Origin of the sequence: Burkholderia sp. S-53 (assembly GCF_025560745.1) — a bacterium.
GTDB classification, from domain to species: Bacteria; Pseudomonadota; Gammaproteobacteria; order Burkholderiales; family Burkholderiaceae; genus Burkholderia; species Burkholderia pyrrocinia.
The window spans coordinates 3,274,584-3,296,762 of record NZ_CP090484.1; the positions used below are offsets into that span (position 1 = coordinate 3,274,584).

17 protein-coding genes and 2 pseudogenes are annotated in these 22,179 nt (G+C 68.3%); 11 read left to right on the forward strand and 8 right to left on the reverse strand.

The window, feature by feature from the left end:
* Nucleotides 1-19: 19 nt before the first annotated feature.
* From LXM88_RS36735 to LXM88_RS36755, 5 genes and pseudogenes are all read left to right on the forward strand, one after another.
* Entirely contained in the window at nt 20-1,390 is a 1,371-nt protein-coding gene (locus tag LXM88_RS36735; protein ID WP_262544355.1) for an MFS transporter, read from the forward strand.
* Nucleotides 1,391-1,488: 98 nt separating this feature from the next.
* A complete protein-coding gene (locus tag LXM88_RS36740) occupies nt 1,489-1,839 on the forward strand; it encodes an ArsR/SmtB family transcription factor (protein ID WP_262544356.1) in 351 nt (116 codons plus the stop codon).
* Nucleotides 1,829-2,263: a YeeE/YedE family protein gene (locus LXM88_RS36745; protein WP_262544357.1), complete on the forward strand. Its 435-nt coding sequence runs from the start codon at nt 1,829-1,831 to the stop codon at nt 2,261-2,263. Before LXM88_RS36740 ends, LXM88_RS36745 begins: the two co-directional genes overlap by 11 nt.
* 1 nt (nt 2,264) lies before the next feature.
* A complete protein-coding gene (locus tag LXM88_RS36750; RefSeq protein WP_262544358.1) occupies nt 2,265-2,687 on the forward strand; it encodes a DUF6691 family protein in 423 nt (140 codons plus the stop codon).
* Nucleotides 2,688-2,719: 32 nt separating this feature from the next.
* Nucleotides 2,720-2,895: pseudogene (locus LXM88_RS36755) on the forward strand (PLP-dependent aminotransferase family protein); the annotation flags it as partial.
* Nucleotides 2,896-2,958: 63 nt separating this feature from the next.
* On the opposite strand, the gene LXM88_RS36760 reads toward LXM88_RS36755, so the two are convergent.
* The 3 genes and pseudogenes from LXM88_RS36760 to LXM88_RS36770 all read right to left on the reverse strand — a co-directional run bounded on the left by LXM88_RS36760 (nt 2,959) and on the right by LXM88_RS36770 (nt 6,209).
* Nucleotides 2,959-3,234, reverse strand: coding sequence for a hypothetical protein (locus tag LXM88_RS36760; RefSeq protein ID WP_096474593.1), 276 nt, complete (start codon nt 3,232-3,234; stop codon nt 2,959-2,961).
* Between the two features lie 150 nt (nt 3,235-3,384).
* Nucleotides 3,385-4,749, reverse strand: a pseudogene (locus LXM88_RS36765) (cytochrome-c peroxidase); the annotation flags it as partial.
* Complete coding sequence (locus tag LXM88_RS36770; protein WP_262544360.1) at nt 4,746-6,209, reverse strand: metallophosphoesterase family protein; 1,464 nt, start codon at nt 6,207-6,209, stop codon at nt 4,746-4,748. The gene LXM88_RS36770 and the pseudogene LXM88_RS36765, both read right to left, overlap by 4 nt.
* Before the next feature lie 179 nt (nt 6,210-6,388).
* On the opposite strand from LXM88_RS36770, the gene LXM88_RS36775 reads away from it, so the two are divergent.
* Nucleotides 6,389-7,237: a class I SAM-dependent methyltransferase gene (locus LXM88_RS36775; protein ID WP_262547100.1), complete on the forward strand. Its 849-nt coding sequence runs from the start codon at nt 6,389-6,391 to the stop codon at nt 7,235-7,237.
* A gap of 97 nt (nt 7,238-7,334) precedes the next feature.
* Here LXM88_RS36775 and LXM88_RS36780 read toward each other — a convergent pair whose 3' ends face one another.
* The 5 genes from LXM88_RS36780 to LXM88_RS36800 form a co-directional block, all read right to left on the reverse strand.
* Nucleotides 7,335-7,646: a hypothetical protein gene (locus LXM88_RS36780; RefSeq protein ID WP_262544361.1), complete on the reverse strand. Its 312-nt coding sequence runs from the start codon at nt 7,644-7,646 to the stop codon at nt 7,335-7,337.
* Nucleotides 7,647-7,707: 61 nt separating this feature from the next.
* Nucleotides 7,708-9,729 (reverse strand): BCCT family transporter, encoded by a 2,022-nt coding sequence (locus LXM88_RS36785; RefSeq protein WP_262544362.1) that lies wholly within the window; start codon nt 9,727-9,729, stop codon nt 7,708-7,710.
* A gap of 414 nt (nt 9,730-10,143) precedes the next feature.
* The gene (locus tag LXM88_RS36790) at nt 10,144-11,331 is read right to left on the reverse strand and encodes a porin (protein ID WP_262544363.1); all 1,188 of its coding nucleotides are present in this window, start codon (nt 11,329-11,331) and stop codon (nt 10,144-10,146) included.
* A gap of 109 nt (nt 11,332-11,440) precedes the next feature.
* Nucleotides 11,441-13,861 carry a glycoside hydrolase family 31 protein gene (locus LXM88_RS36795; RefSeq protein ID WP_262544364.1) on the reverse strand — a complete coding sequence of 807 codons (2,421 nt, stop codon included), beginning with the start codon at nt 13,859-13,861 and terminating at the stop codon, nt 11,441-11,443.
* Between the two features lie 27 nt (nt 13,862-13,888).
* Nucleotides 13,889-15,160, reverse strand: a complete 1,272-nt coding sequence (locus tag LXM88_RS36800) for an MFS transporter (protein ID WP_262544365.1) — start codon at nt 15,158-15,160, stop codon at nt 13,889-13,891.
* Between the two features lie 468 nt (nt 15,161-15,628).
* Between LXM88_RS36800 and LXM88_RS36805 the strand changes: the two genes are divergently transcribed.
* The 5 genes from LXM88_RS36805 (at nt 15,629) to gsiC (ending at nt 22,175) form a co-directional block, all read left to right on the forward strand.
* Nucleotides 15,629-16,573 (forward strand): MurR/RpiR family transcriptional regulator, encoded by a 945-nt coding sequence (locus LXM88_RS36805; RefSeq protein WP_262544366.1) that lies wholly within the window; start codon nt 15,629-15,631, stop codon nt 16,571-16,573.
* The gene (locus LXM88_RS36810; protein ID WP_262544367.1) at nt 16,570-17,568 is read left to right on the forward strand and encodes an isoaspartyl peptidase/L-asparaginase family protein; all 999 of its coding nucleotides are present in this window, start codon (nt 16,570-16,572) and stop codon (nt 17,566-17,568) included. Before LXM88_RS36805 ends, LXM88_RS36810 begins: the two co-directional genes overlap by 4 nt.
* Before the next feature lie 25 nt (nt 17,569-17,593).
* Entirely contained in the window at nt 17,594-19,495 is a 1,902-nt protein-coding gene (locus LXM88_RS36815) for a dipeptide ABC transporter ATP-binding protein (RefSeq protein WP_262544368.1), read from the forward strand.
* A 129-nt stretch (nt 19,496-19,624) separates the two neighbouring features.
* On the forward strand, nt 19,625-21,187 hold the full coding sequence (gene gsiB, locus LXM88_RS36820; RefSeq protein WP_262544369.1) for a glutathione ABC transporter substrate-binding protein GsiB: 1,563 nt from the start codon (nt 19,625-19,627) through the stop codon (nt 21,185-21,187).
* Between the two features lie 67 nt (nt 21,188-21,254).
* Entirely contained in the window at nt 21,255-22,175 is a 921-nt protein-coding gene (gsiC, locus tag LXM88_RS36825; protein ID WP_262544370.1) for a glutathione ABC transporter permease GsiC, read from the forward strand.
* The last annotated feature ends 4 nt before the right edge of the window (nt 22,176-22,179 follow it).

A 22,179-nucleotide genomic window follows, 5' to 3' on the forward strand; every position in this document is an offset into this window, starting at 1 on the left:
TCATGGAGGAGACACCATCATGGCCGATACGCTGTCCATCGACGTCAGCAAATGGATCGACCGGCATCGCGTTGCGCCGTTTCAGGCCGCGATCGTCGTACTGTGCTTTCTGATCGTCGCGATCGACGGGTTCGATACCGCGTCGATCGGTTTCATCGCGCCCGTCATCCGCGCGGAATGGGGCTTGTCGCCCGCGCAGCTCGCGCCCGTGTTCGGCGCGGGGCTGGCCGGGCTGATGGCCGGCGCGCTGGCGTTCGGGCCGTTCGGCGACCGGTTCGGCCGCAAGCGCCTGCTGCTCGCGTGCGTGGCGTGCTTCGGCATCGCGAGCGCCGCGTCGGCGAGTGCGGGCGGATTGACCGAGCTGATTGCGTGGCGCTTCGTGACCGGGCTCGGGCTCGGCGGCGCGATGCCGAATGCGATTACGCTGACGTCCGAATACTGTCCGGCGCGGCGCCGCTCGCTGCTCGTGACGACGATGTTCTGCGGCTTCACGATCGGCTCCGCGCTCGGCGGGCTCGCGGCCGCGTCGCTGATCGAGCATCACGGCTGGCGCGCGGTGCTCGTCGTCGGCGGCGCCGCGCCGCTGCTGCTCCTGCCGGTGCTCGCGTGGCGGCTGCCGGAATCGGTGCGTTATCTCGTCAACGCCGGGGCGGCACCCGAGCGGATCGCGGCGATGCTTGGCCGGATCGCGCCGGATCCGCATCTCGCGAACGCATCGTTCATCGCGCCCGCCGGCAAGCCGGCCGGATCGCCGCTCGGCCGCCTGTTCGGCGCCGACCTGCTGCGCGGCACGTTGCTGCTGTGGCTCACGTTCTTCATGAGCCTGCTCGTGATCTACCTGCTGTCGAGCTGGCTGCCGACGCTGCTGCGCACGACCGGCGCGACGCTGCAGACGGCCGCGCGCGTGACCGCGATGTTCCAGGTCGGCGGCACGCTCGGCGCGATCGTGCTCGGCTGGTTGATGGACCGCTTCGACCCGCACCGCGTGCTGGCCTGCAGCTATGTGGCGGCCAGCGTGTTCGTCGCGGCGATCGGCGTGTGTGCCGCGTCGCCATGGGGCGCCGCGCTCGCCGTGTTCGCGGCCGGTTTCTGCGTGTCGGGTTCGCAGGTGGGGGCGAATGCGCTGTCGGCCGCGTTCTATCCGACCGAGTGCCGGACCACGGGCGTGAGCTGGGCGAACGGGATCGGCCGAGGCGGGTCGGTGGTCGGCTCGATGGCGGGTGGCGCGATGCTGGCGATGGGCGTGCCGCCGTCGACCGCGTTTGCCGTCGTCGCGGCGCCGTGCGTGATCGCGGCGATTGCCGTGCTGGCGCTCGGCGTGGTTCGCGCCGATGCGGCGCGCGCGTTGAACGCATCGAGCGCGGACGGGATCGCGGGCGAGCAAGCCTGAGCGCAGGAACGCCCAGGACTATCGGTTTTGCGGCAGCGCGAATCAATATTATATAAGTTGATATAATATCGATTCGTTAATTGTGTTGTCCTGCACCGATGAACAACGATCTTCCCGCCGGGCTGCCCGAGCCCGACCAGATGCGCGCAGCCGCCGAATCGGCCTGCGCGCTCCTCAAGGTGCTGTCGAATCCCGACCGCCTGCTGCTGCTCTGCGAACTGTCGCAGGGCGAGCGCTGCGTCAGCGATCTCGAGACGAGGCTGGACATCCGCCAGCCGACGCTGTCGCAGCAACTCGGCGTGTTGCGTGACAACGCGCTGGTCCGCACGCGCCGCGAAGGCAAGAACATCCACTATTCGCTCGACAGCCCGGCCGCGATCGCGGTGATGGGCGTGCTGTACGAGCAGTTCTGCGGCCCGGCCGTGCAGGGGACGCACGATGCAGCTTGATGCGCTTCATTTCACGCCATGGCTGTCGCTGGCCGGCGGTGTGCTGATCGGGCTCGCGGCCGCGTGGCTCGTCGCGTTCAACGGCCGGATTGCCGGCATCAGCGGAATCGTCGGCGGCCTGTTCGCGGCGGGTTCCGGAGAGCGCGACTGGCGCGTCGCATTCGTCGCCGGGCTGATCGCCGCACCGCTCGCGATGCGCGCCGCCGGAGCCGGCCTGACGCCGCAGGTCGACGCAAACTGGCCCGAGTTGATGGCGGCAGGCCTGCTGGTCGGGCTCGGCACACGGTACGCGGGCGGCTGTACGAGCGGTCACGGCGTATGCGGGATGTCGCGCGGCGCGCTGCGTTCGGTGGTCGCGACCGCGACTTTCATGATCGCGGGCTTCGTGACCGTATTCGTGCGGTTGCACGTGCTGGGAGGCTGACATGCAGGCAGGATTCGCGTTTCTGGCGGGGCTGCTGTTCGGCGTCGGCCTCATCGTGTCGGGCATGGCCAATCCGCAGAAGGTGCTCGGCTTTCTCGACCTGGCGGGCCGCTGGGATCCGTCGCTCGCGTTCGTGATGGCCGGCGCGACGGGCGTGGCCGTGTTCGCGTTCGCGTGGGCGAAGCGCCGGACGCGGTCGTGGCTCGGCTTGCCGATGCAGTTGCCGGCCTTGCGGGCGATCACCGTGCGCCTGGTCGCCGGGAGTGCCGTGTTCGGCATCGGCTGGGGGATTGCCGGGTTCTGCCCGGGGCCCGCGATCGTGGCGATCGGCTTCGGATCGGCCAAGGGGATCGGGTTCGTTGCCGCGATGCTGGCCGGGATGGCGATCTTCGAGTGGGTCGAGCATCGCAGGAACGTGCGGTGATTCGATGGCCGCCGCGTGCCGGGCAGGCTGCGGCGGTCGAGGCGGCCAAGGCATGGGACCGCGACGGCACGGTGGTCTGCTGCCCGTCGTTCAACAAGGTGCTGGCCCCCGGGATGCGGCTTGGTGGACGAGCGCGGGGCGCTGGCATGCGCGCGTGAGAATGCTGAAGTTCGCGCACAGCCGGCACAACGCCGCATCGCCGCAGGCCGGGCTCATGCATGCGCGATCGTTCAGGCCCGCCGTACCACCACGGCGGCCGGACGCCGCCATGTCAGCGGCTGGCCGAGTGCGAGGCGAGGTGCTGGCGGATCAACGACAGGTAACGATCGCCGACCGAGAAATCGCGTGCGGCGCGCGGCCGTTCGGCCGGGCGCAGCGTGGCCGGCGCGCTCATGCCCAGATACCGGCAGACGGCCGACGGAAACGGCTTCCGCGTATGCCCGAGCTGGCGGGCCGCGCGCTCGACGCGGGCGTCGCCGACCTGCGCACGAAGCCATGCCAGCACTTGGCGATCGGTGTCGTTGACGATACGGACCAGATGTTCCATCGCGCACCTCACTGTTCATAAATACAGTACTGTAAATATAGCCAGTGTTTGCGGCGACCGCAAGCGGGCGTGCTTGCGGCTGGCCGTTCGGCCAGGGTCAGCGCGCCGGCGCGGGCGGGCGGCGGTCCGGCGATCCGGTGATCCGGTGATCCGGGTGGCGGGGGGAGCAGGGGCGGCGGCCGCGGCGATACCCGTATAACGCGCGTCGGTCAGCGTGCCGAGGAATGCGACGATGTCGTCGATTTCCGCGTCGGTCAGCGCGGGCGGCGTGCCGGGCCGGCGGTTCATCGGCGTCGAGTTGACGTTGATGTTGCCGCGATAGGCGGCCGGCACGTCGTCGAACGTCGTGGCGCCGTGATACCAGAAGCCGGGGTCGGTCGAGCGCGTGTTGTAGAACGCGACCGCGTCGCGCAGCGTCGTGAACACGCCGTTGTGCATGAACGTCTGCTTGACCGCGACGTTGCGCAGCCCCGGCGTGCGAAGGTAGCCGCACCATTGCGTCGGCTCGGGCCAGCGCAGGCGCCGCGCGGTGTCGCACAGCCCGTTGTCGAAATGGCGAGGATCGCGGTTCGCCGGCAGCGCGCGGTTGCGCGGCACGGCGATCGCGTCATAACCGAAATCGGTGAAGAGCGAGCGCTCCGGGCGGCTCGACGTGTCCGACAGCGTATGGCAGGTCATGCAGTTGCCCTTGTCCGGATTCCGGAACAGCGCGAGGCCGCGCATTTCGGCCGGCGCGAGCGGCTTGCGCGTGCGCAGGAATGCGTCGAAGCGCGACGTGAACGGCGCCATCTCGTCGCTCTGCAGATAGGCCTCGACGGCCGAACCCAGCGCGCGCACGAGTTGTTCGGGATCGCGTCGTACCGGCGCGCCGAAGCGCGCGGCGAGATCGGTCGCGAGTTCGGTCGCATTGACCTTGCGCAGCAGCGCGGCCGGCGACCGGTTGTTCATCTCGTTCGGATCGAACAGCGGCCCGCGGATCTGCTCGGCGAGCGTATCCGCGCGGCCATCGCTGAACAGTCCGCCGAACGGCGACGGCGCGGGCGCATCGTCGTCCTGGTAGAAGTGGCGGCGCGGCACGTAGCGCACATAGAGCAGCGACGGCGCATTGCGCTGGCTGAAGCGCCCGGGCCGGCTGCCTTCCGGCACGCCGGGCCCCGCGAGCGAAGCCGCCGACAGCGTCGGTGCGAATGCACGGCCCGGATCGTGGCAGCCCGCGCACGACATGCCGCGCGGCTCGGACAGCCGCGGGTCGAAGAAGATCCGGCGGCCGAGCGCGACGAGCGTCGGGTCGGGCGCGAAGCGCGCGGTGGCCGCGTCGATCTTGCCCGTCACCTGCGGCGTGCCGTTGCCGATCGTGTCGACGACGCGCGACGGCGGCGCGCCGGGGAGCAGGACCGTTTCGGACGGCACGGCGTGCGCCGCGAGCGCCAGGCCGGCGAGCACGGCCGCGGCAAGCGTGTGCAGCGTTTGCCGGCCGCGCGCAACGCGGCCGTCGCATCGAACTGCTTCACTCACGGTGCAATGAACCCCGTCTTGTCGCAGGCGAGCGTCGTGCCCGACTGGTTGCACGATGCGAGCAGCTTGCCTGCGGCCGAATATGCACGGAACACCCAGCCCGTCGCGGGTGCCGCGCGGCGTTCCATGATCAGGAAGCCGAAGCTGTTGTTGTGCGACAGCCGCTCGATCACGGCGCCCGGTGCCGGCGTCAGGCCGGCCGGGAACGGATCGGGCAGTGCGACGTCGAGGTTGTCGCCGCCGTTGCCGGACACGATCGTCGCCGGGTGCCCGGACGAGAAGTTGATCGCCTGGAAGTCGTGCACGTGACCGTGCAGCGCGACGTGTACGCCCGGCGGGTAGTACGCCTGCGCGTAGAGGCTCGACATCACCGACTGCAGCGCGAGGTTGCCCGGAGCGGGCGTGCTGCCGGCGATCGGCGCGAACGCGAGGATCGGATGATGGTTCGTGAAGATCGTCGTCGTCATGCCCGCCTTCGACGCGAGCGTGGCCACCGTCTGGAACTGCTTCTGGTAGATGCCGAATTGCGCATCGGTCGTCTTGAGCGGCGTGCGGCCGACCTTCGCGGTGTCGAACACGATCACCTGCGAGCCGCCGCCGAGCGATACCGCATAGGGTTCCGAATAGTTCGCGTTGTTGTCGTTGGCCGGATCGTCGCACGAGCGTGCAGCCGAATACGGGCGCGGATCGAGGAAGCGGAACCAGCCCTGGCCTGCGCGCGCGCATTCCTCGTGATTGCCGCGCACGACGACCCACGGCGCCTTCGCGAGCAGCGGCGCGGCCGGGCGGAACAGGTCGGCTTGCCACGTATCCCAGCCATAGCCCCACGGGCTGTCCTTGCAACCGGCGATGTCCGGCGGGCAGGCGTTCTCGCGATAGTGGTAGTCGCCCACATGCATGACCAGGTCCGGCGACAGCTTCGCGACGCTGGCCGCGATCGTGTCGAACGGCCAGACCGTCGCGTCGTTGCAGGCCTGCCATGCGTTGTCGGCCTTCTTCATCCGGCAGCCGGTGTCGGCGATGATCGCGATGCGCTGCGGCTGCGCTTTCGGCAGCGGCAGCGTGCGGCCCGCGACGCTCGCCGCCTGCGCATCGGCCGGCAACGTCGTTTCGCAGACGGAGACCGGGAAGTTCGACGGCTTCGAATCGGCCGGGTCGCTGGCGGTCGGCCGCTGGGCCGGGGTCGCGGCGCCTGCGCGCAGCGTCATGCGCGACAGCTTGCCGTCGACGGTCAGTTGCGGACACAGCGGATCGCCGGCCGACGCGGGGGTGTAGTTCGTGATGACGCGTGCGATCGCCTGGTTCGCGTCGCCGATCTCGACCCATGCGGCCTGGACGTTGATCGCGGCGCTCGCCGGATCGGCCGGCGTATCGATGTGATTCGAGCACGCCGACAGCGCGGCGAGGGCAACAAGGGGGGCGCAGCGCGCAAGCAGTGCGCGCGGGAGGAGTCGTCGCATGGGAGGCACCGTAGGAAAGTCGTCAACGATACGCAGCGCGAATGTAAGAAATGTGAAAAAACGGGACGCGACGGGGTGCTCGCCGACGCGCCGGTATTCGCGGCCGGGGCCTTGACCTCAAGCCGGCTTGAAGCAGCACAGTCCGGTTCATGATCAACGAACCAGAAGGGGAATCGACGATGGAAACCAACCCGCCCAACGACGAACAATCTGCGCTGTGGAACGGCCCGTCGGGGCGTGCATGGGTCGATGCGCAGGCGCCGATCGACCGGATGTTCGCGCCGTTCGAGGCGCTGCTCGCCGATGCGGCGGGCGCGTCGTCCGCGCGCAGCGTGCTCGACGTCGGCTGCGGCACGGGCGCGGTCACGCTCGCGATCGCACGGCGGCTCGGCGCGAGCGCGCAATGCACGGGCATCGACATTTCGGCCCGAATGATCGATGCCGCGCAGGCGCGCGCTGAACGCGGCGGCCTGCGCGCCCGCTTCGTGTGCGCGGACGTGCAGACGCATGCGTTCGAGCCCGCGAGCGTCGATCTGATCGTGTCGCGCCTGGGTGTGATGTTCTTCGACGATCCGGTCCGGGCTTTTGCGAATCTGCGGCACGCGGCGCGGCCGGATGCACAAATGCGGTTCGTCGCGTGGCGCAGCGCGGCCGACAACCCGTTCATGACGACGGCCGAGCGGGCCGCCGCGCCGTTGCTGCCGAACCTGCCCGCGCGGCGGCCCGGCGCGCCGGGGCAGTTCGCGTTCGGCGACCGGCAGCGGATCGCATCGGTGCTGTCGGACAGCGGCTGGGTCGACATTGCGATCGAGCCCATCGATATGGCGTGCGCGTTGCCCGAGCCCGCGCTGAACGACTACATCGCGCGGCTGGGCCCGGTCGGGCTCGCGCTGCTGGAGACGGACGACGCGACGCGGCGGTGCGTGGTCGACACGGTGCGTGCCGCGTTCGAGCGTTACGTGCACGGCGCGGAGGTGCGCTTCGACGCGGCATGCTGGCTCGTGACGGCGCGCGCGCCGTCCGCGTAACGCATTGCGATAAAAAGCGGATCGGGAAAGGGCCGCCTGCCGGCCATGCGCATTGCCGTTCGCGCACAACGTAACAAGGCCGCGCGACGTGCGCGCGTCAGCGTTTGCGCGCGCGCAGCATCAGCCACGCGCAACCTCCGGCAACCAGCACGAGGCCGAGCAGGACGGCCTCGACGCCGAGCGCGAAACCGGGCGGCATTTCTCCGCTGTTCGGTGCGGGCGACAGGTTGCCGCCCATCGTGATGGCGCCGCCGGCCAGCAGCACCATGCAGACGATCCAGTAGAGCTTGCCGCGCGGCGCCGCGGCCCGGATCCGCCACAGCGCGATACCGGCCCCGCCGAGATAAAGCACGGCGAGCGTGCCGAGCGCGACGAGGTCGGCGGAGCGGCTTTGCAGAAGTCCGCTCATCGTGTGGCTCCGTCGAACGTGCCGGACCGGCGCGGTGCAGCAAAGACTGCGGCGTACGCGTTCATTCAGCCTCCGTCGCGTGCCCCGGCGCGCGGCTCAGCAGATGCGTGCGCTTGTCGGCCGCGAGCGATACATAGCGTTCGTACTGGCGCAGCACGTCGGCGATCACTTCGTCGCCGCGCAGGTATTCGACGTCGTAGCCGAGCCGCCCGTCCTCGAAGAACGTGACGATCCCGTACACGTGCGCCCGCGCCGCTTCCGGCTCGGCCGCTTCGCGCACCAGGAACGCGGCCGCGGATTTCACCGTCACGCGTACGCCGTACACGAAATCTCGGTGCTCGGCAGTCGGAACGGTGAGCCGCACGGCGTCGTCGCCGTCGCGCTGCACGTGCGCATCGACGCCGCTCGCGCGCAGTTCGTCGGCGACCTTGCGCAACGCGGGCTCGACCGTCTCGGCGACGAACTGGCGCGCGTCGGCCTCGGTCGTCTGCCGCAGGATGTGCGTCAGGCGGTGGCGCCAGTGCTGGCCGGTCCAGTAGCTGGTCGCGGGCGCGATGTCCTGCGAATAGTGCGCGCGGTCGGCCGCGAGCCCGCGCCACAGCCCGTAGCAGAGCGCGAGCATGATGATGGCGACCGGCAGCGCGGCGATCAGCGTCATCGCCTGCAGCGCGCCGAGCCCGCCGGCGACGAGCAGCACCGCGGCCGTCACGCCGAGCAGCGCGGCCCAGAACAGCCGTTGCCAGACAGGCGAGTGCGCGTTGCCGCGCGTCGCGATCTGGTCGATCACGAACGCACCCGAATCGGCGGACGTGACGAAGAACACCGCGATCAGCACGATCGCGGCGATCGACAGCCCTTGCGACAACGGCAGGAAATCGAAGAAGCGGAACAGCAACGCATCGACGCTGGTGGCCGTCTGCGCGAGCGCGCCGGCCGCGCCGTGCGTATCGAGCCAGATCGCGCTGTTGCCGAACACGGTCATCCACACGAGGTTGAACGCGGTCGGCACGAGCAGCACGCCGATCACGAACTGGCGGATCGTGCGGCCGCGCGAGATGCGCGCGATGAACATGCCGACGAACGGCGACCACGACACCCACCACGCCCAGTAGAGGATCGTCCAGCCGCCGAACCAGCCTTCCTCGCGCGGCGACGCATACGCATAGGTGCGGAACGACAGGTCGACGAGATTCGACAGGTACTGGCCGATGTTGTCGCCGAGCGCGCGCAGCAGGAATGCCGTCGGGCCCGCGACGGCCACGAACGCGAGCAGCAGGAACGCGAGCAGCAGGTTCAGTTCGGACAGCCGCCGCACGCCCTTGTCGAGGCCGCTTGCGGCCGACAGCCCTGCGAGGATCACGACGAGCGCGACGAGCCCGATGCGAAACGCATTGCTGCCCGTATCCCAGCCGGCGACCGTATGCAGGCCCGCGCTGATCTGCATCACGCCGTAGCCGAGCGTCGTCGCGATGCCGGCGACGGTGCCGACCAGCGCGAACGCGTCGACCGTGTGGCCGATCCAGCCGTTGATGCGCTCGCGCAGCACCGGATACAGCCCCGAACGCAACGTCAGCGGCAGGTTGTAGCGAAAGCCGAAGTACGCGAGCACGAGCCCCATCAGCCCGTAGATCGCCCACGCATGGAAGCCCCAGTGGAAGAAGGTCATCAGCATCGCCTCGCGCGCGGCGGCGGGCGTGCCGGGGTCGACGGTCGGCGGTTTCAGGAAGTGCTGCATCGGCTCGCCGACGCCGAAGTACATGAGCCCGATGCCCATGCCGGCCGCGAACAGCATCGCCGTCCACGATACGAAGCTGAATTCGGGTTCGGCGTCGTCCGGGCCGAGACGGATGTTGCCGAAGTCGCTCGCGGCGATCAGCACGAGAAACACGAGGAAGCCGGTGACGGCCAGCACGTAGAACCAGTCGAAGCGCGCGATGACCCATTGCTGGCCGGCGGAGAACAGCGCGCCGGCTTCGTTCGGGAGCAACGCGCACACGACGAGCAGCGCGCCGATCACCGCGAGCGCGGGCAGGACGACCTGCGGCTTGAATGTCGTGCGGGGCGAGGGGCGGGATTCTGGCATGGCGGGCATCCAGTTGTGGGCGCAACGACGCGCAACGCCGCCCGGCGCGCACGTGGCGCGTCGGACCCTGATACGGCGTGCGTCGAGTGTACCGCGGTGTCAGGACTGCAAGAAGGGGCATGCAGAAGAGATGAACCTGACGAATTGTAAGGTATCGGGGAGCTCGGGAAAACCTGCGCGGTTCGCGCGGCGTGTGGGCGTGACGTGGAAAGCGCGGCGGGCGCCGGGCCTCGGGCGCCCGGACGGCGCATGCACGATGCGCATAGTCCGGGCCGCGGGCAGCGCGCTGAAGGCGCTGCCGTGCGGGTTCTCAAGAAAACGCTGGGCCGCCCCAAGTTTTCCGCCCCGGAGGAAGTCCCCTTGGGGGATGACCCCCTCGGGGGGCCTGGCGCGAAGCGACAGGTCTGGGGGCGCTCAGAAAGTGACGGCGATCCCGGCCATGCCGACGAACTGGCCGTGCGTCGTCGACGGCGTGAGCTGCTGCGAATCGCCGACGATCGGCGCCGCGTCGATGATGTGGCCGGCGCCTTGCGCGCCGAGCGTCTGCCCGCTCGAATGCGTGTACGCCTGCAGCGCATAGAGCGTCGTGCGTTTCGACAGGCTGTACGACTCCTTCAGCGAATACTGCTGGTAGCGGGCCGCGCTTGCGACGCCGTTCGCCTTCGACGCGAGCGTGTACGCGAATGCGCCGGCCACCGAGAACGCCGGCGTGAAGCGGTAGGCGGCCAGCGCGCCGTAGGTGTTGAACACGGCCGTGTCGGTGAATACGGAGCCGTTGCCGGGCAGGTACTTCACGTTCGAATAATTGACGCCCATCGTCAGGTTGCCGAGCGTGTAGTTGCCTGCCGCCGCAACGTGTTCGATGGCCTTCGCGGTCAGGTAGCCCTGGTTCAGCACGGACACCGCGAAGCTGCCCGACGCTGCGGTGGCCGGGTTCAGGAAGCCCGCGGACGAGCCCGAGCTGTTGATGCGCAGGTAGCCGGCCGCGATCCCGATCGGCCCGTTCGCATAGCGCAGCGCGGCGCTGAACGTGTTGCCCTTGCCGGTCGCACCGGCAATGCCGCCGAATGCGTACATCGCGCTCGCGGTCAGCCCGGCGAAGGTCGGCGACGTATAGGTGACCGAGTTGTTCACGCGGATCGTCGTGTCGAGGCCGTCGATATCGCCCGGGTGCGCACCCGTCGCGCCGGTCAGCCAGCTGCTCGACGCGTACGGGCCGACGAACAGGAAGTACGGCGTGTACTGGCGGCCGGCCGTCAGCGTGCCGTAGTGATCGTTGCGCAGCCCGACGAATGCCTGGCGATTGAATATCGTGCCGGCGGCGGCCTGCGCGCCGTTGTTCAGGTTGAAGCCGGACTGCAGGTCGAAGATCGCGTGCGTGCCGCCGCCGAGATCCTCGTCGCCGCGCAGCCCGAACTTCGACGCATACAGGTTGCCGTCGCGCATGTAGATGTTCGAGTGGCCCAGCTGGTTGTTCACGTACGCGAGCGAATCGTCGACGACGCCGTACAGCGTCACGCTGCTCTGTGCATGGGCGGCGGTCGCGCCGAGCGACGCGACCGATAAAATAAGGATTGCATAGCGATTGACGGGTGCTTTCATTGATGATCTCCAGATATCTTTCTTCAAGGGGGCGGGAGGTTCGGAGACCTCCTCTGTCGCGGGTGGCGGGTCGCGCAAACGGCCCGCCTGATCGGTGTGCCGTGCGCGGTCAGTTATCGAATGCGACGACGATGCGGCGCCATGCGCCGTCCTGCGCGTCCTGCTCGACGCACGCGCCGCGGACGGCGAGCGGGCCTTGCAGCGACGCAGGCAGCAGGATCTCGACGCGATCGGACGGTCGGGCCGGGCGGCCGTCCCAGCGGACCGACACGCCGAGCACGCCCGACGCCTCGCGGCCGGTCTCGATTCGCCACAGTCCGTATTCGCCGTCGCGCCAGGCTTCCGTCTCGCCGTCGTCCTCGACGCATTCGCCGTATGCGACGCCGTCCTCGATGGGCGGCGCGACGAGGAAGCCGCGCGTGTCGGCGCGCGAGCCGAAATGCTGTGCCGCGACGTTCAGCGGCAGCACGCGGCCTTCACGCAGCAGCATCACCGGCGTGTCGAGCGGCGCGGGCAGCGTCACGCTCGCGCCGCCGTCGAACGACTGCGCGCTCGCGCAGCACATCCAGCGCGCGCCCGACGGCAGGTAGACCGTGCGCTCCGTGCGGCCGGGATCGACGACCGGCGCGACCAGCAGCGCGTCGCCGAGCATCATGTCGTCGCACTCGTCGTAGCAGCGCGCATCGCCGGGGAAATCGGCGAAGGTCGGCCGCAGCACGGGCTCGTAGCGCGTCGTCGACAGCCACAGCAGGTGATAGAGGTACGGCAGCAGCCGGTAGCGCTGCTTGATCAGCGATGCGACCTGCGCGGCGATCTCCGGATACATCCACGGTTCGTTGACGGTGCCGTCGTCGTTCCACGAATGGATGCTGAAGCGCGGCATGAAGATGCCGAACTGCACCCAGCGCAGCAGGAGTTCGGACGACGGCGCGGGCCCGGAGAAGCCGCCGATGTCGTGGCCGATGTTCGACACGCCCGACAGCGCAAGCCCGAGGCCCATCTTCAGGTTGTAGCGCAGCGTTTCCCACGATGTGTAGTTGTCGCCGGACCAGGTCTGCACGTAGCGCTGCATGCCGGCGCCGCCGGAGCGCGACACCAGGAACGGCCGCTGCGCCGGCGCATGCGCGCGCTGCGCGTCGCGCGACGCACGCATCATCAGCATCGTCTGCAGCACCTTCGCCTCGCGCGCGGGGAACGGCTGGCCGAAGCCGTGCGCGATCGCGTCGGGCGACCAGATCTCGTATTCGTTGTTGTCGTTCCAGGTCGACTCGATCCCGTATTCGAGCAACGCCGACGTGACCTGTTCGCGCCACCAGCGATATGCGTCCGGCTGCGTGAAGTCGAGATACGCGCCGACTTCGTCCCAGAACTGCACCCACGCAGGCTCGCCGGACGCCGAGCGGATCAGCAGCCCGCGTTTTGCGGCCTCGTCGAACGCGGGATGGTCGCGCAGCAGGCACGGCTTGATGTTCGCGCACAGGCGGATGCCGTGGTCGCGGTAGTGCTTCACGAAACCCTTCGCGTCGGGAAACTTGTCGCGGTTCCAGTTGAACACGTAGCGCTTCGCGCCGATCGACGTATATCCCGACGACAGGTGGAACGAGTCGCACAGGATGTCGTGCGCGTCGCACTGCTCGACGAACTGGTTCATCTGCTGCTGCGCGTCCGGCGCATCGGTGTAGCTCATCGTCGAGCCCGAATAACCGAGGCCCCATTTCGGCGTGCGCGCGGGGCGCCCGGTGAGCCACGTGAAGCGGCGCGCGGCCGCGAGCGGCGTATCGGGCGATGCAATGAAGTAGTAGTCGAGATCGCCGTGCTCGGCGACGAAGTAGCGGTACGGGCCGTGATAGTTGTCGAGCTCGCGGCCCATGTCGAACGAGCAGTCCGACAGCGTGTCGTAGAACAACCCGAACCCCTGGCACGCGTCCGGCGACCACGTGATGTAGAACGGGATGTGCTTGTACAGCGGGTCGGTGTGCTTCGCGCTGTAGCCCATCGCGTCGATGTTGCGCATCTCGAAGCGCGCTCCCGTGCGGTCGAGGTCGCCCGCGCGTTCGCCGAGGCCGAACACCTTGTCGCCGCGCTCGCGGGCGACGTAGTGATACGCGCGATCGTCCCACCAGCCGAAGTTGTATGCCTGCGTCGCGCGGTCGGCGAGCGCGACGCGCCACGCACCGTCCGCGCCGCGCATCGACCACGTGCAATGGCCGCCTTGCCAGCGCACCGCGAGCCGGATCTGCGCGGTTTCGATGCGCAGGCCGTCGTCGTCTTCGACGAGGCTGTAGGACGGCAGCGCGAAACCGTCCAGGTCGACGCGGTCGCGCCCGTCGAGCGGCACGTCGTCGAGGCCCGGTGCGATCGACCACGTGCGCGGGTTGCGTGCCGTCGCGTCGGGCAGCACGCGCACACGGACGATGTCGTCCTCGAGCACGAAGATCTCGAGCGTCGCGCCCGCGTCGGACGCGAGCAGCAGGCGGTTAGCGTGCCGGCCGGCGATGCGGAACACGGGCGGATGAAGAAGCGAAGTCATGAATGCGATTCCCGATGAGAGCGAATGTCAGGCGTGCCGTGCGAGCAGGCGTTCCTGCTTCGACTGCCCGCGGATCAGCACCGCGAGCAGCGTGACGCCGATGAGGTCGAACAGGCCGAGGCACGCGAACAGCGGCGCATAGCCGATCTTGTCGGCGAGCGCGCCGACCAGCAGCGAGAATCCGAGCCCGCCGATCCACGCGGCCATCCCGGCGAAGCCGCTCGCGGTGCCGACTTCCTCGGAATCGAACACGTCGGCCGACAGCGTGTTGACGAGCGCGGAGATCATCTGGTGCGCGAAGCCGCCGACGCAGAACAGCGCGATGGCCGTGTACGGCGACGACACGAGACCGATCATCGCGGGCCCGAGCATCAGCACGGCGCCCAGCGCGACGCCGGCGACGCGCGACCACACGAGCGGCAGTTTGAAGCGGTTGGCGAGATACGGCGACAGATAGCCGCCCGCGATGCCGCCGGCGTCGGCCGCGAGAAACGGCATCCACGCGAAGATCGCGATCTGCGTGAGCGGCATGTGGCGCTCGGTCGCGAGGTACAGCGGAATCCAGAAGCTGAAGGTCTGCCACGCGGGTTCGGCGAAGAAGCGCGGCAGCGCGATGGCCCAGAAGCGCCGCGCGGTGACGACGTCGCGGATGCGGCGCTTCGACACCGGCGGCATCGTGGCCTGGCCGTCGCGGATCAGCGCGTGTTCCTGCGGCGTGATGCGCGGATGATCGGCCGGCGACCGGTATTGCGTGTACCAGAGCGCGGCCCACACGAAGCCGAGTGCGCCGGTGACCATGAACGCCGACTGCCAGCCGAACCGCATCGAGATGAACACGACGAGCGGCGGCGCGATCGCGGCGCCGAGCGACGTGCCCGCATTGAAGTAGCCGACCGCGACGGATTTCTCGCGATCGGGAAACCATTCGGCGACGGCCTTCATCCCCGACGGAATCGCGGCGGCCTCGAACAGCCCGAGAAAGCCGCGCAGGATGCCGAGCGACAGCCAGCCCGACGCGAAGCCGTGCGCGACGCCGACCACCGACCACAGCATCGCGAACAGCGCGAATCCGAGCCGCAGCCCGATCAGGTCGACGATGAACCCGCACACGGGCTGCATGATCGTGTAGCCGATCTGGAACGCGCCGACGATGTACGAATACTGCTGCGTCGAGATCGCGAATACCTGCTTCAGCTCGGGGGCGAGCACCGCGAGGGAGTTCCGTGCGAGGTAGTTGAGGATCGTGCCGAGACATACGAGCACGATGATCCACCAGCGCAACGCGTTGACTGTTTTCACTGCTGTCTCCTGTTGGGCAGGGCGGGCATGCGGCACCTGCCTGTTCCATGCAAGCCGTCCGGTCAGGCCGGCTTTATCGGCTTATTCATACGATGTCCGATCTTGATGGGCGCCGGTTTTGCCGGTTTATATCGAAATTACGCTGTTCGAGCGAACATTCCGTGATCGTCGGATGCGGATGTTATCTGACGACTGATCATTTTCGAGCATCCTATGTTCGAATTCGAATCCGGTCAACGTGAATTTGCATTCGAACGAACATGCTCGGGGTTTTCCCGATAGACGGGGGAGCGGTGCGCGCGGAGACGCACGGCGGTTGCGTGCCAAACGCCCGTACAGCGGGGCTGTGCGACGGCCGGGCGATCGGTGGGCGACGGATGAGCGGTGACAACCCTGATGAAAATTTATTTCTTTTCGCGATGCGGATTGTGTAAATTGATTTTCATCCACCTTGCAACGACCATTCGCATGACGCCTCTCGTTCCGCACGACGCCAGTCTCGACGAACCCGCGATTGCCGAGCGGATCGCGTCGGCGATGCCGTTGATGACGCCGATCCACCGGCGCATGGGCGAATTCGTGCTCGCGAATCCGTTTCGCGCGGCGACGATGCGGATCGATGAACTCGCGCAGGCCGTGAATGCGTCGATCGCGACCGCAAACCGTTTCGCGAAGGCGCTCGGCTTCGACGGCTATCCGGCGATGCGCGCGGCGCTCGTGCGCGGCTTCGAGGCGACGCTCGGGCCGGTCGAGCGGCTGCGCTCGGCGCAGGAGCAGGAGCCCGGCGTACGCGGTGCCGCATGGATCGACGCGGTGTTCGACCAGGCCGTCGCGAACATCGAGAACACGCGCGCGCAACTGGACGCGGCCGATGTCGAGGCCGCGGTCGAGGCGATCGTCGGCGCGCGGCGCGTGCTGATCCTCGGTGCGGGGTCGAGCGCGTTTCTCGCCGGGCTGATGGAGCACGGGCTGTCCGTGTGTCACGACAGCGTGCAGTCGCTCGCGTTGCTCGGCGGCCCGTCGCATGCGGCGCGGCGGCTGTATACGGCCGACTCGCGTGATCTCGTGATTGCGCTCGCGTTTCCGCGCTACGTGAAGGATACGATCGAGCTGGCCCGTCGCGCGGCGGCGCGCGGCGCGCGCGTGCTCGGCATCTCCGACGGTCCGGAATCGCCGCTTGCGCCGATCGCGTCGCTGAACCTGTACGTCAGGGCCGAACGACGCTTCGCGGCCACGTCGGAGGCGGCCGTGCTCACGATGATCGAGGCGCTGATCGATGCGGTCGCGCTGCGCACGCACCGGTCCGCGAAATCCGCCGCCGAGATGACCGAATTCCTGCTGCCGTGGCTCGTGCAGCCGCAAGCGGCGCTGCAGGCCGTCAACCCTTCTTCCCCCCGTTCGAAAAAATCATGACTTCTTCCGCGATCGTCGCGATTCACGGTGGCGCAGGCACGATCCTGCGCGATGCGATGGATACCGACACAGAACGTCGGTATCGTGCCGAACTGACCGCGATCCTGCAGGCCGCGCAGCAGGTGCTGGCCGACGGCGGCAGCGCGCTCGATGCCGTCACCGTCGCGGTGCGGATGCTCGAGGACTGCCCGCTGTTCAACGCAGGACGCGGCGCGGTGTACACGGCCGAAGGCAAGCACGAACTCGACGCGGCGATCATGGATGGCGCGACGCTCGATGCCGGCGCGATCTGCTGCGCGACGCGCGTGCGCAATCCCGTGCTTGCCGCGCGGCGCGTGATGGAGGCAAGCGAACACGTTCTGTTTGCCGGCGCGGGAGCGGATGCGTTCGCGGCCGCGCAGGGGCTCGAACTCGCGGAACCCGGCTACTTCGACACCGAAGCGCGTCATGCGCAGTGGCTCAAGGCGCGCGCGGCGGCCGGCATGATGCTCGATCACGATGCGGCGACGTTCGCGTTCGGCGCATCGCAGTCGCAGTCGCAGCCGGCCGAGCCGCTCGATCCGGATCGCAAGCACGGCACGGTCGGCGCGGTCGCGTGCGACCTGCACGGCCACATCGCGGCGGCGACGTCGACGGGCGGCATCACGAACAAGCAGCCGGGGCGTGTCGGCGATTCGCCGATCATCGGCGCCGGTTGCTACGCGGACGACGCGACCTGCGCGGTATCGTCGACGGGCACCGGCGAGATGTTCATCCGGCTCGCGACCGCGCATGACGTTGCCGCGCAGATCGCGTATCGCGGCGCGTCGCTGGCCGACGCCGCACACGACGTCGTGGCGAACAAGCTGTCTCGGCTGGCGGGCCGCGGCGGGATCATCGCGGTCGACGCGCACGGCAACGTCGCGATGCCGTTCAACACCGAAGGGATGTACCGCGGCTACGCGCGTGTGGGCGAAGCGCCTGTCGTCGGCATCTATCGCGACGACGCAGCCTGATTCCGGATCGCACGAGGAGAACCGCATGACTTCGAGCCGTAACCCGTCCGGCCTGGCGCTGCCCGAGCAGCGCGTCGTCGCCGTCGACGACCTGTCGGTCACGTTCCGCCGCGAAGGCGCGACGTTCGACGCGGTGCGCCACGTATCGTTTCACGTCGATCGCGGCGAGACGCTCGCGATCGTCGGCGAATCGGGTTCCGGCAAGTCGGTCACGTCGCTCGCGCTGATGCGGCTCGTCGAGCACGGCGGCGGCGCGATCACGGGCGGCCGGATCGCGTTCCGGCGCCGCGGCGGCGCGCTGGTCGATCTGGCGCAGGCGAGCGCCGCGACGATGCGCGGCATCCGCGGCTCGGACATCGCGATGATCTTCCAGGAGCCGATGACGTCGCTGAACCCGGTGTTTACGGTCGGCGACCAGATCAGCGAGGCGATTGCACTGCATCAGTCGAAGAGCGCGTCGGAAGCGCGTGCCGAGGCGCTGCGGCTGCTCGATCTCGTGCGCATCCCGGAAGCGCGCCGCGTGTTCGTGCGCTATCCGCACCAGTTGTCGGGCGGGATGCGGCAGCGCGTGATGATCGCGATGGCACTGTCGTGCCGGCCCGCGCTGCTGATCGCCGACGAGCCGACGACCGCGCTCGACGTGACGATCCAGGCGCAGATCCTGCAACTGGTTCGCGGGCTGCAGGACGAGATGAACATGGGCGTGATCTTCATCACGCACGACATGGGCGTGGTGGCCGAAGTGGCCGACCGCGTGCTCGTGATGTATCGCGGCGAGAAGGTCGAGGAGGGCGAGTCGGACCGCATCTTCGCGGCGCCCGCGCATCGCTACACGCGTGCGCTGCTCGCGGCCGTGCCGCGGCTCGGTTCGATGCAGGGCACCGACTCGCCCGAGAAATTCCCGCTGCTGAAGGTGGACGGCGCAAGCGCTGCGGCACCGGCGCCGGCGCCTGCGGCGAACGACGACGTGCAGCCTCCCGTCGATCACGCCGCGCCGCCGATCCTGCGCGTACGCGATCTCATCACGCGTTTTCCGGTGAAGAGCGGCGTGTTCGGCCGCGTGTCGCAGTACGTGCATGCGGTCGAGCGCGTGAGCTTCGAGCTCCGCGCAGGCGAGACGCTCGCGCTGGTCGGCGAGTCGGGCTGCGGCAAGTCGACCACCGGCCGCTCGCTGCTGCGCCTCGTCGAATCGCAGAGCGGCTCGATCGAATTCGACGGCCGCGACATCAGCGCGCTGAAGGGCCACGACCTGCAGGCGCTACGCCGGAACATCCAGTTCATCTTCCAGGATCCGTTCGCGTCCCTGAACCCGCGCCTGACCGTCGGCTTCTCGATCATGGAGCCGCTGCTCGTGCACGGCGTCGCGAGCGGCCGCGAAGCGCAGGCGCGGGTCGACTGGCTGCTCGACAAGGTTGGCCTGCCGCCCGAGGCCGCGCGCCGCTATCCGCACGAATTCTCGGGCGGCCAGCGCCAGCGGATCGCGATCGCGCGTGCGCTCGCGCTGAACCCGAAGGTCGTGATCGCCGACGAATCGGTGTCGGCGCTCGACGTGTCGGTGCAGGCGCAGATCGTCAACCTGATGCTCGACCTGCAGCGCGAGCTCGGCGTCGCGTACCTGTTCATCTCGCACGACATGGCCGTCGTCGAGCGCATCAGCCATCGCGTCGCGGTGATGTATCTCGGCCAGATCGTCGAGATCGGCCCGCGCCGCGCGGTGTTCGAAGCGCCGCAGCATCCGTACACGAAGAAGCTGATGAGCGCGGTGCCCGTGGCCGACCCCGCGCGCCGGCATGCGCCGCGCCAGCTCGCGGCAGACGAGATCCCGAGCCCGATCCGCGCGGCCGGCGACGAGCCGGTGGTTGCGCCGCTCGTCGCGGTCGGCCCCGATCACTACGTCGCGACGCATCGCGTCGGCGGCGCGTACTGAACGCGCGGGAGGGTGCATATGGACCGCAGCTGCGCACGAGCAAGGCAACGGCGTCTTTTTCCCGAGCGGGGGCAGTCACGCCGCGATTTCAACCATGCGTTACCGAATCATCCACAGGAGCCCAACAAGATGAACAAGCCGTATTCGTTCCCGATGTTCCGTCCGCGCGCGCTGCTCGCTGCGGGTGCCGGCGCGCTTGCGTTGTCGGCTGCGGTGCCGGCGTTCGCGCAGCAGAATGTCGTGGTCGCCGTGTACTCGACGTTTACGACGATGGACCCGTACGACGCGAACGATACGGTGTCGCAGGCTGTCGTCAAGTCGTTCTACGAGGGCCTGTTCGGTTTCGACCGGAACATGAAGCTCGTCAACGTGCTCGCGACCAGCTATACGGCGTCGCCGGACGCGAAGGTGTACACGGTCAAACTGCGCCAGGGCGTGAAATTCCACGACGGCACCGACTTCAATGCCGCCGCGGTGAAGGCGAATTTCGATCGCGTGACCGATCCGGCGAACAAGCTGAAGCGATACGGCCTGTTCCGGGTGATCGAGAAGACCGAAGTGGTCGATCCGACCACCGTGCGGTTCACGTTGCGCGAGCCGTTCTCGGCGTTCGTCAACACGCTCGCGCACCCGTCCGCGGTAATGATTTCGCCGGCCGCGCTGAAGAAGTGGGGGCGCGACGTGTCGCTGCATCCGGTGGGCACCGGCCCGTTCGAGTTCGTCGAATGGAAGCAGACCGACGACATGAAGGTGAAGAAATTCGCCGGTTACTGGAAGAAGGGCTATCCGAAGATCGACGCGATCGACTGGAAGCCGGTGGTCGACAACAACACGCGCGCCGCGCTGATCAAGACCGGCGAGGCCGATTTCGCATTCACGATTCCATTCGAGCAGGCGAACGATCTGAAGAGCAATCCGAAGGTGGACCTGATCGAGGCGCCGTCGATCATTCAACGCTACATTTCGCTGAATACGCGGCAAAAGCCGTTCGACAACCCGAAGGTGCGCGAAGCGCTGAACTACGCGGTCAACAAGGATGCGCTCGCGAAGGTCGTGTTCGCCGGCTACGCGACACCGCAGACGGGGGTTGCGCCGATGGGCGTCGAATACGCGACGAAACTCGGGCCCTGGCCGTATGACCCGGCGAAGGCACGCGCGTTGCTGAAGGAAGCCGGTTATCCGAACGGCTTCGAATCGACGCTGTGGTCTGCCTACAATCACACGACGGCGCAGAAGCTGATCCAGTTCGTCCAGCAGCAGCTCGCGCAGGTCGGCGTGAAGGTGCAGGTGCAGGCGCTCGAGGCCGGCGAGCGGGTCTCCCGGGTGGAGAGTGCGCAGGATCCGGCGACGGCGCCGGTGCGGATGTACTACAGCGGCTGGTCGGCGTCGACCGGCGAGGCGAACTGGGCACTGTCGCCGCTGCTGGCTTCCGACTCGGCGCCGCCGAAGCTGTACAACACGGCGTACTACAAGAACGGCCTGGTCGACGACGACCTCGCGCAGGCGCTCGCCACGACCGATCGCGCGAAGAAGGCCACCCTCTACGGCGATGCGCAGAAGCAGATCTGGGCCGACGCACCGTGGATCTTCCTCGTGCAGGAGAAGATCGTCTACGCACGCAGCAAGCGCCTGCAGGGCATGTACGTGATGCCGGACGGCTCGTTCAACTTCGACGAAATCTCGCTGAAATGACGGCGGTTCACCCGCCACGCGGTGCCGGCGGCGCAGTCCGCCGGCGCGTTGACCCGATCGGTGCCCCATGCTGAATTTCCTCGTCAAACGCCTGTTCGGCCTGTTGCCCACGCTCGCGATCGTCGCGGTGCTCGTGTTCCTGTTCGTGCACCTGCTGCCGGGCGACCCGGCGCGGCTCGCGGCCGGCCCCGAAGCCGACGAAACGACGGTTGCGCTCGTGCGCGCCGACCTCGGCCTCGACAAGCCGATGCCGACCCAGTTCGCGAACTTCTTCGTGAAGATCGCGCACGGCGATTTCGGCATGTCGACGCGCAGCAAGCGGCCAGTATCGACCGAGATCGGCGAGCGCTTCATGCCGACGCTGATGCTGACGCTCGTCAGCATGGTGTGGGCGACGCTGTTCGGGATGGCGATCGGAATTGCGTCGGCGGTGTGGCGCAATCGCTGGCCCGACCGCATCGGGATGACGATCGCGGTGTCGGGCATCTCGTTTCCCGCGTTCGCGCTCGGCATGCTGCTGATGGAAATCTTCTCGGTGAAGCTCGGCTGGCTGCCGGTCGTGCCGGACGGCACGTGGAAGAGCTACGTGCTGCCGTCGCTGACGCTCGGCGCGGCGGTCGCGGCCGTGATGGCGCGCTTCACGCGCGCGTCGTTCGTCGAGGTGCTGAACGAGGATTTCGTGCGCACCGCGCGCGCGAAGGGCGTGCACGAGCCGATGGTCGTGCTCAAGCATTGCCTGCGCAACGCGATGATCCCGGTCGTCACGATGATGGGGCTGCAGTTCGGCTTCCTGCTCGGCGGCTCGATCGTCGTCGAGGCCGTGTTCAACTGGCCGGGGCTCGGGCGCCTGCTCGTCGACGCGGTGACGATGCGCGACTACCCGGTGATCCAGGCGATCGTGCTGCTGTTCTCGCTCGAATTCATCCTGATCAACCTGACCGTCGACGTGCTGTACGCGGTCATCAACCCGACCATCCGGTTCAAGTGAGGCG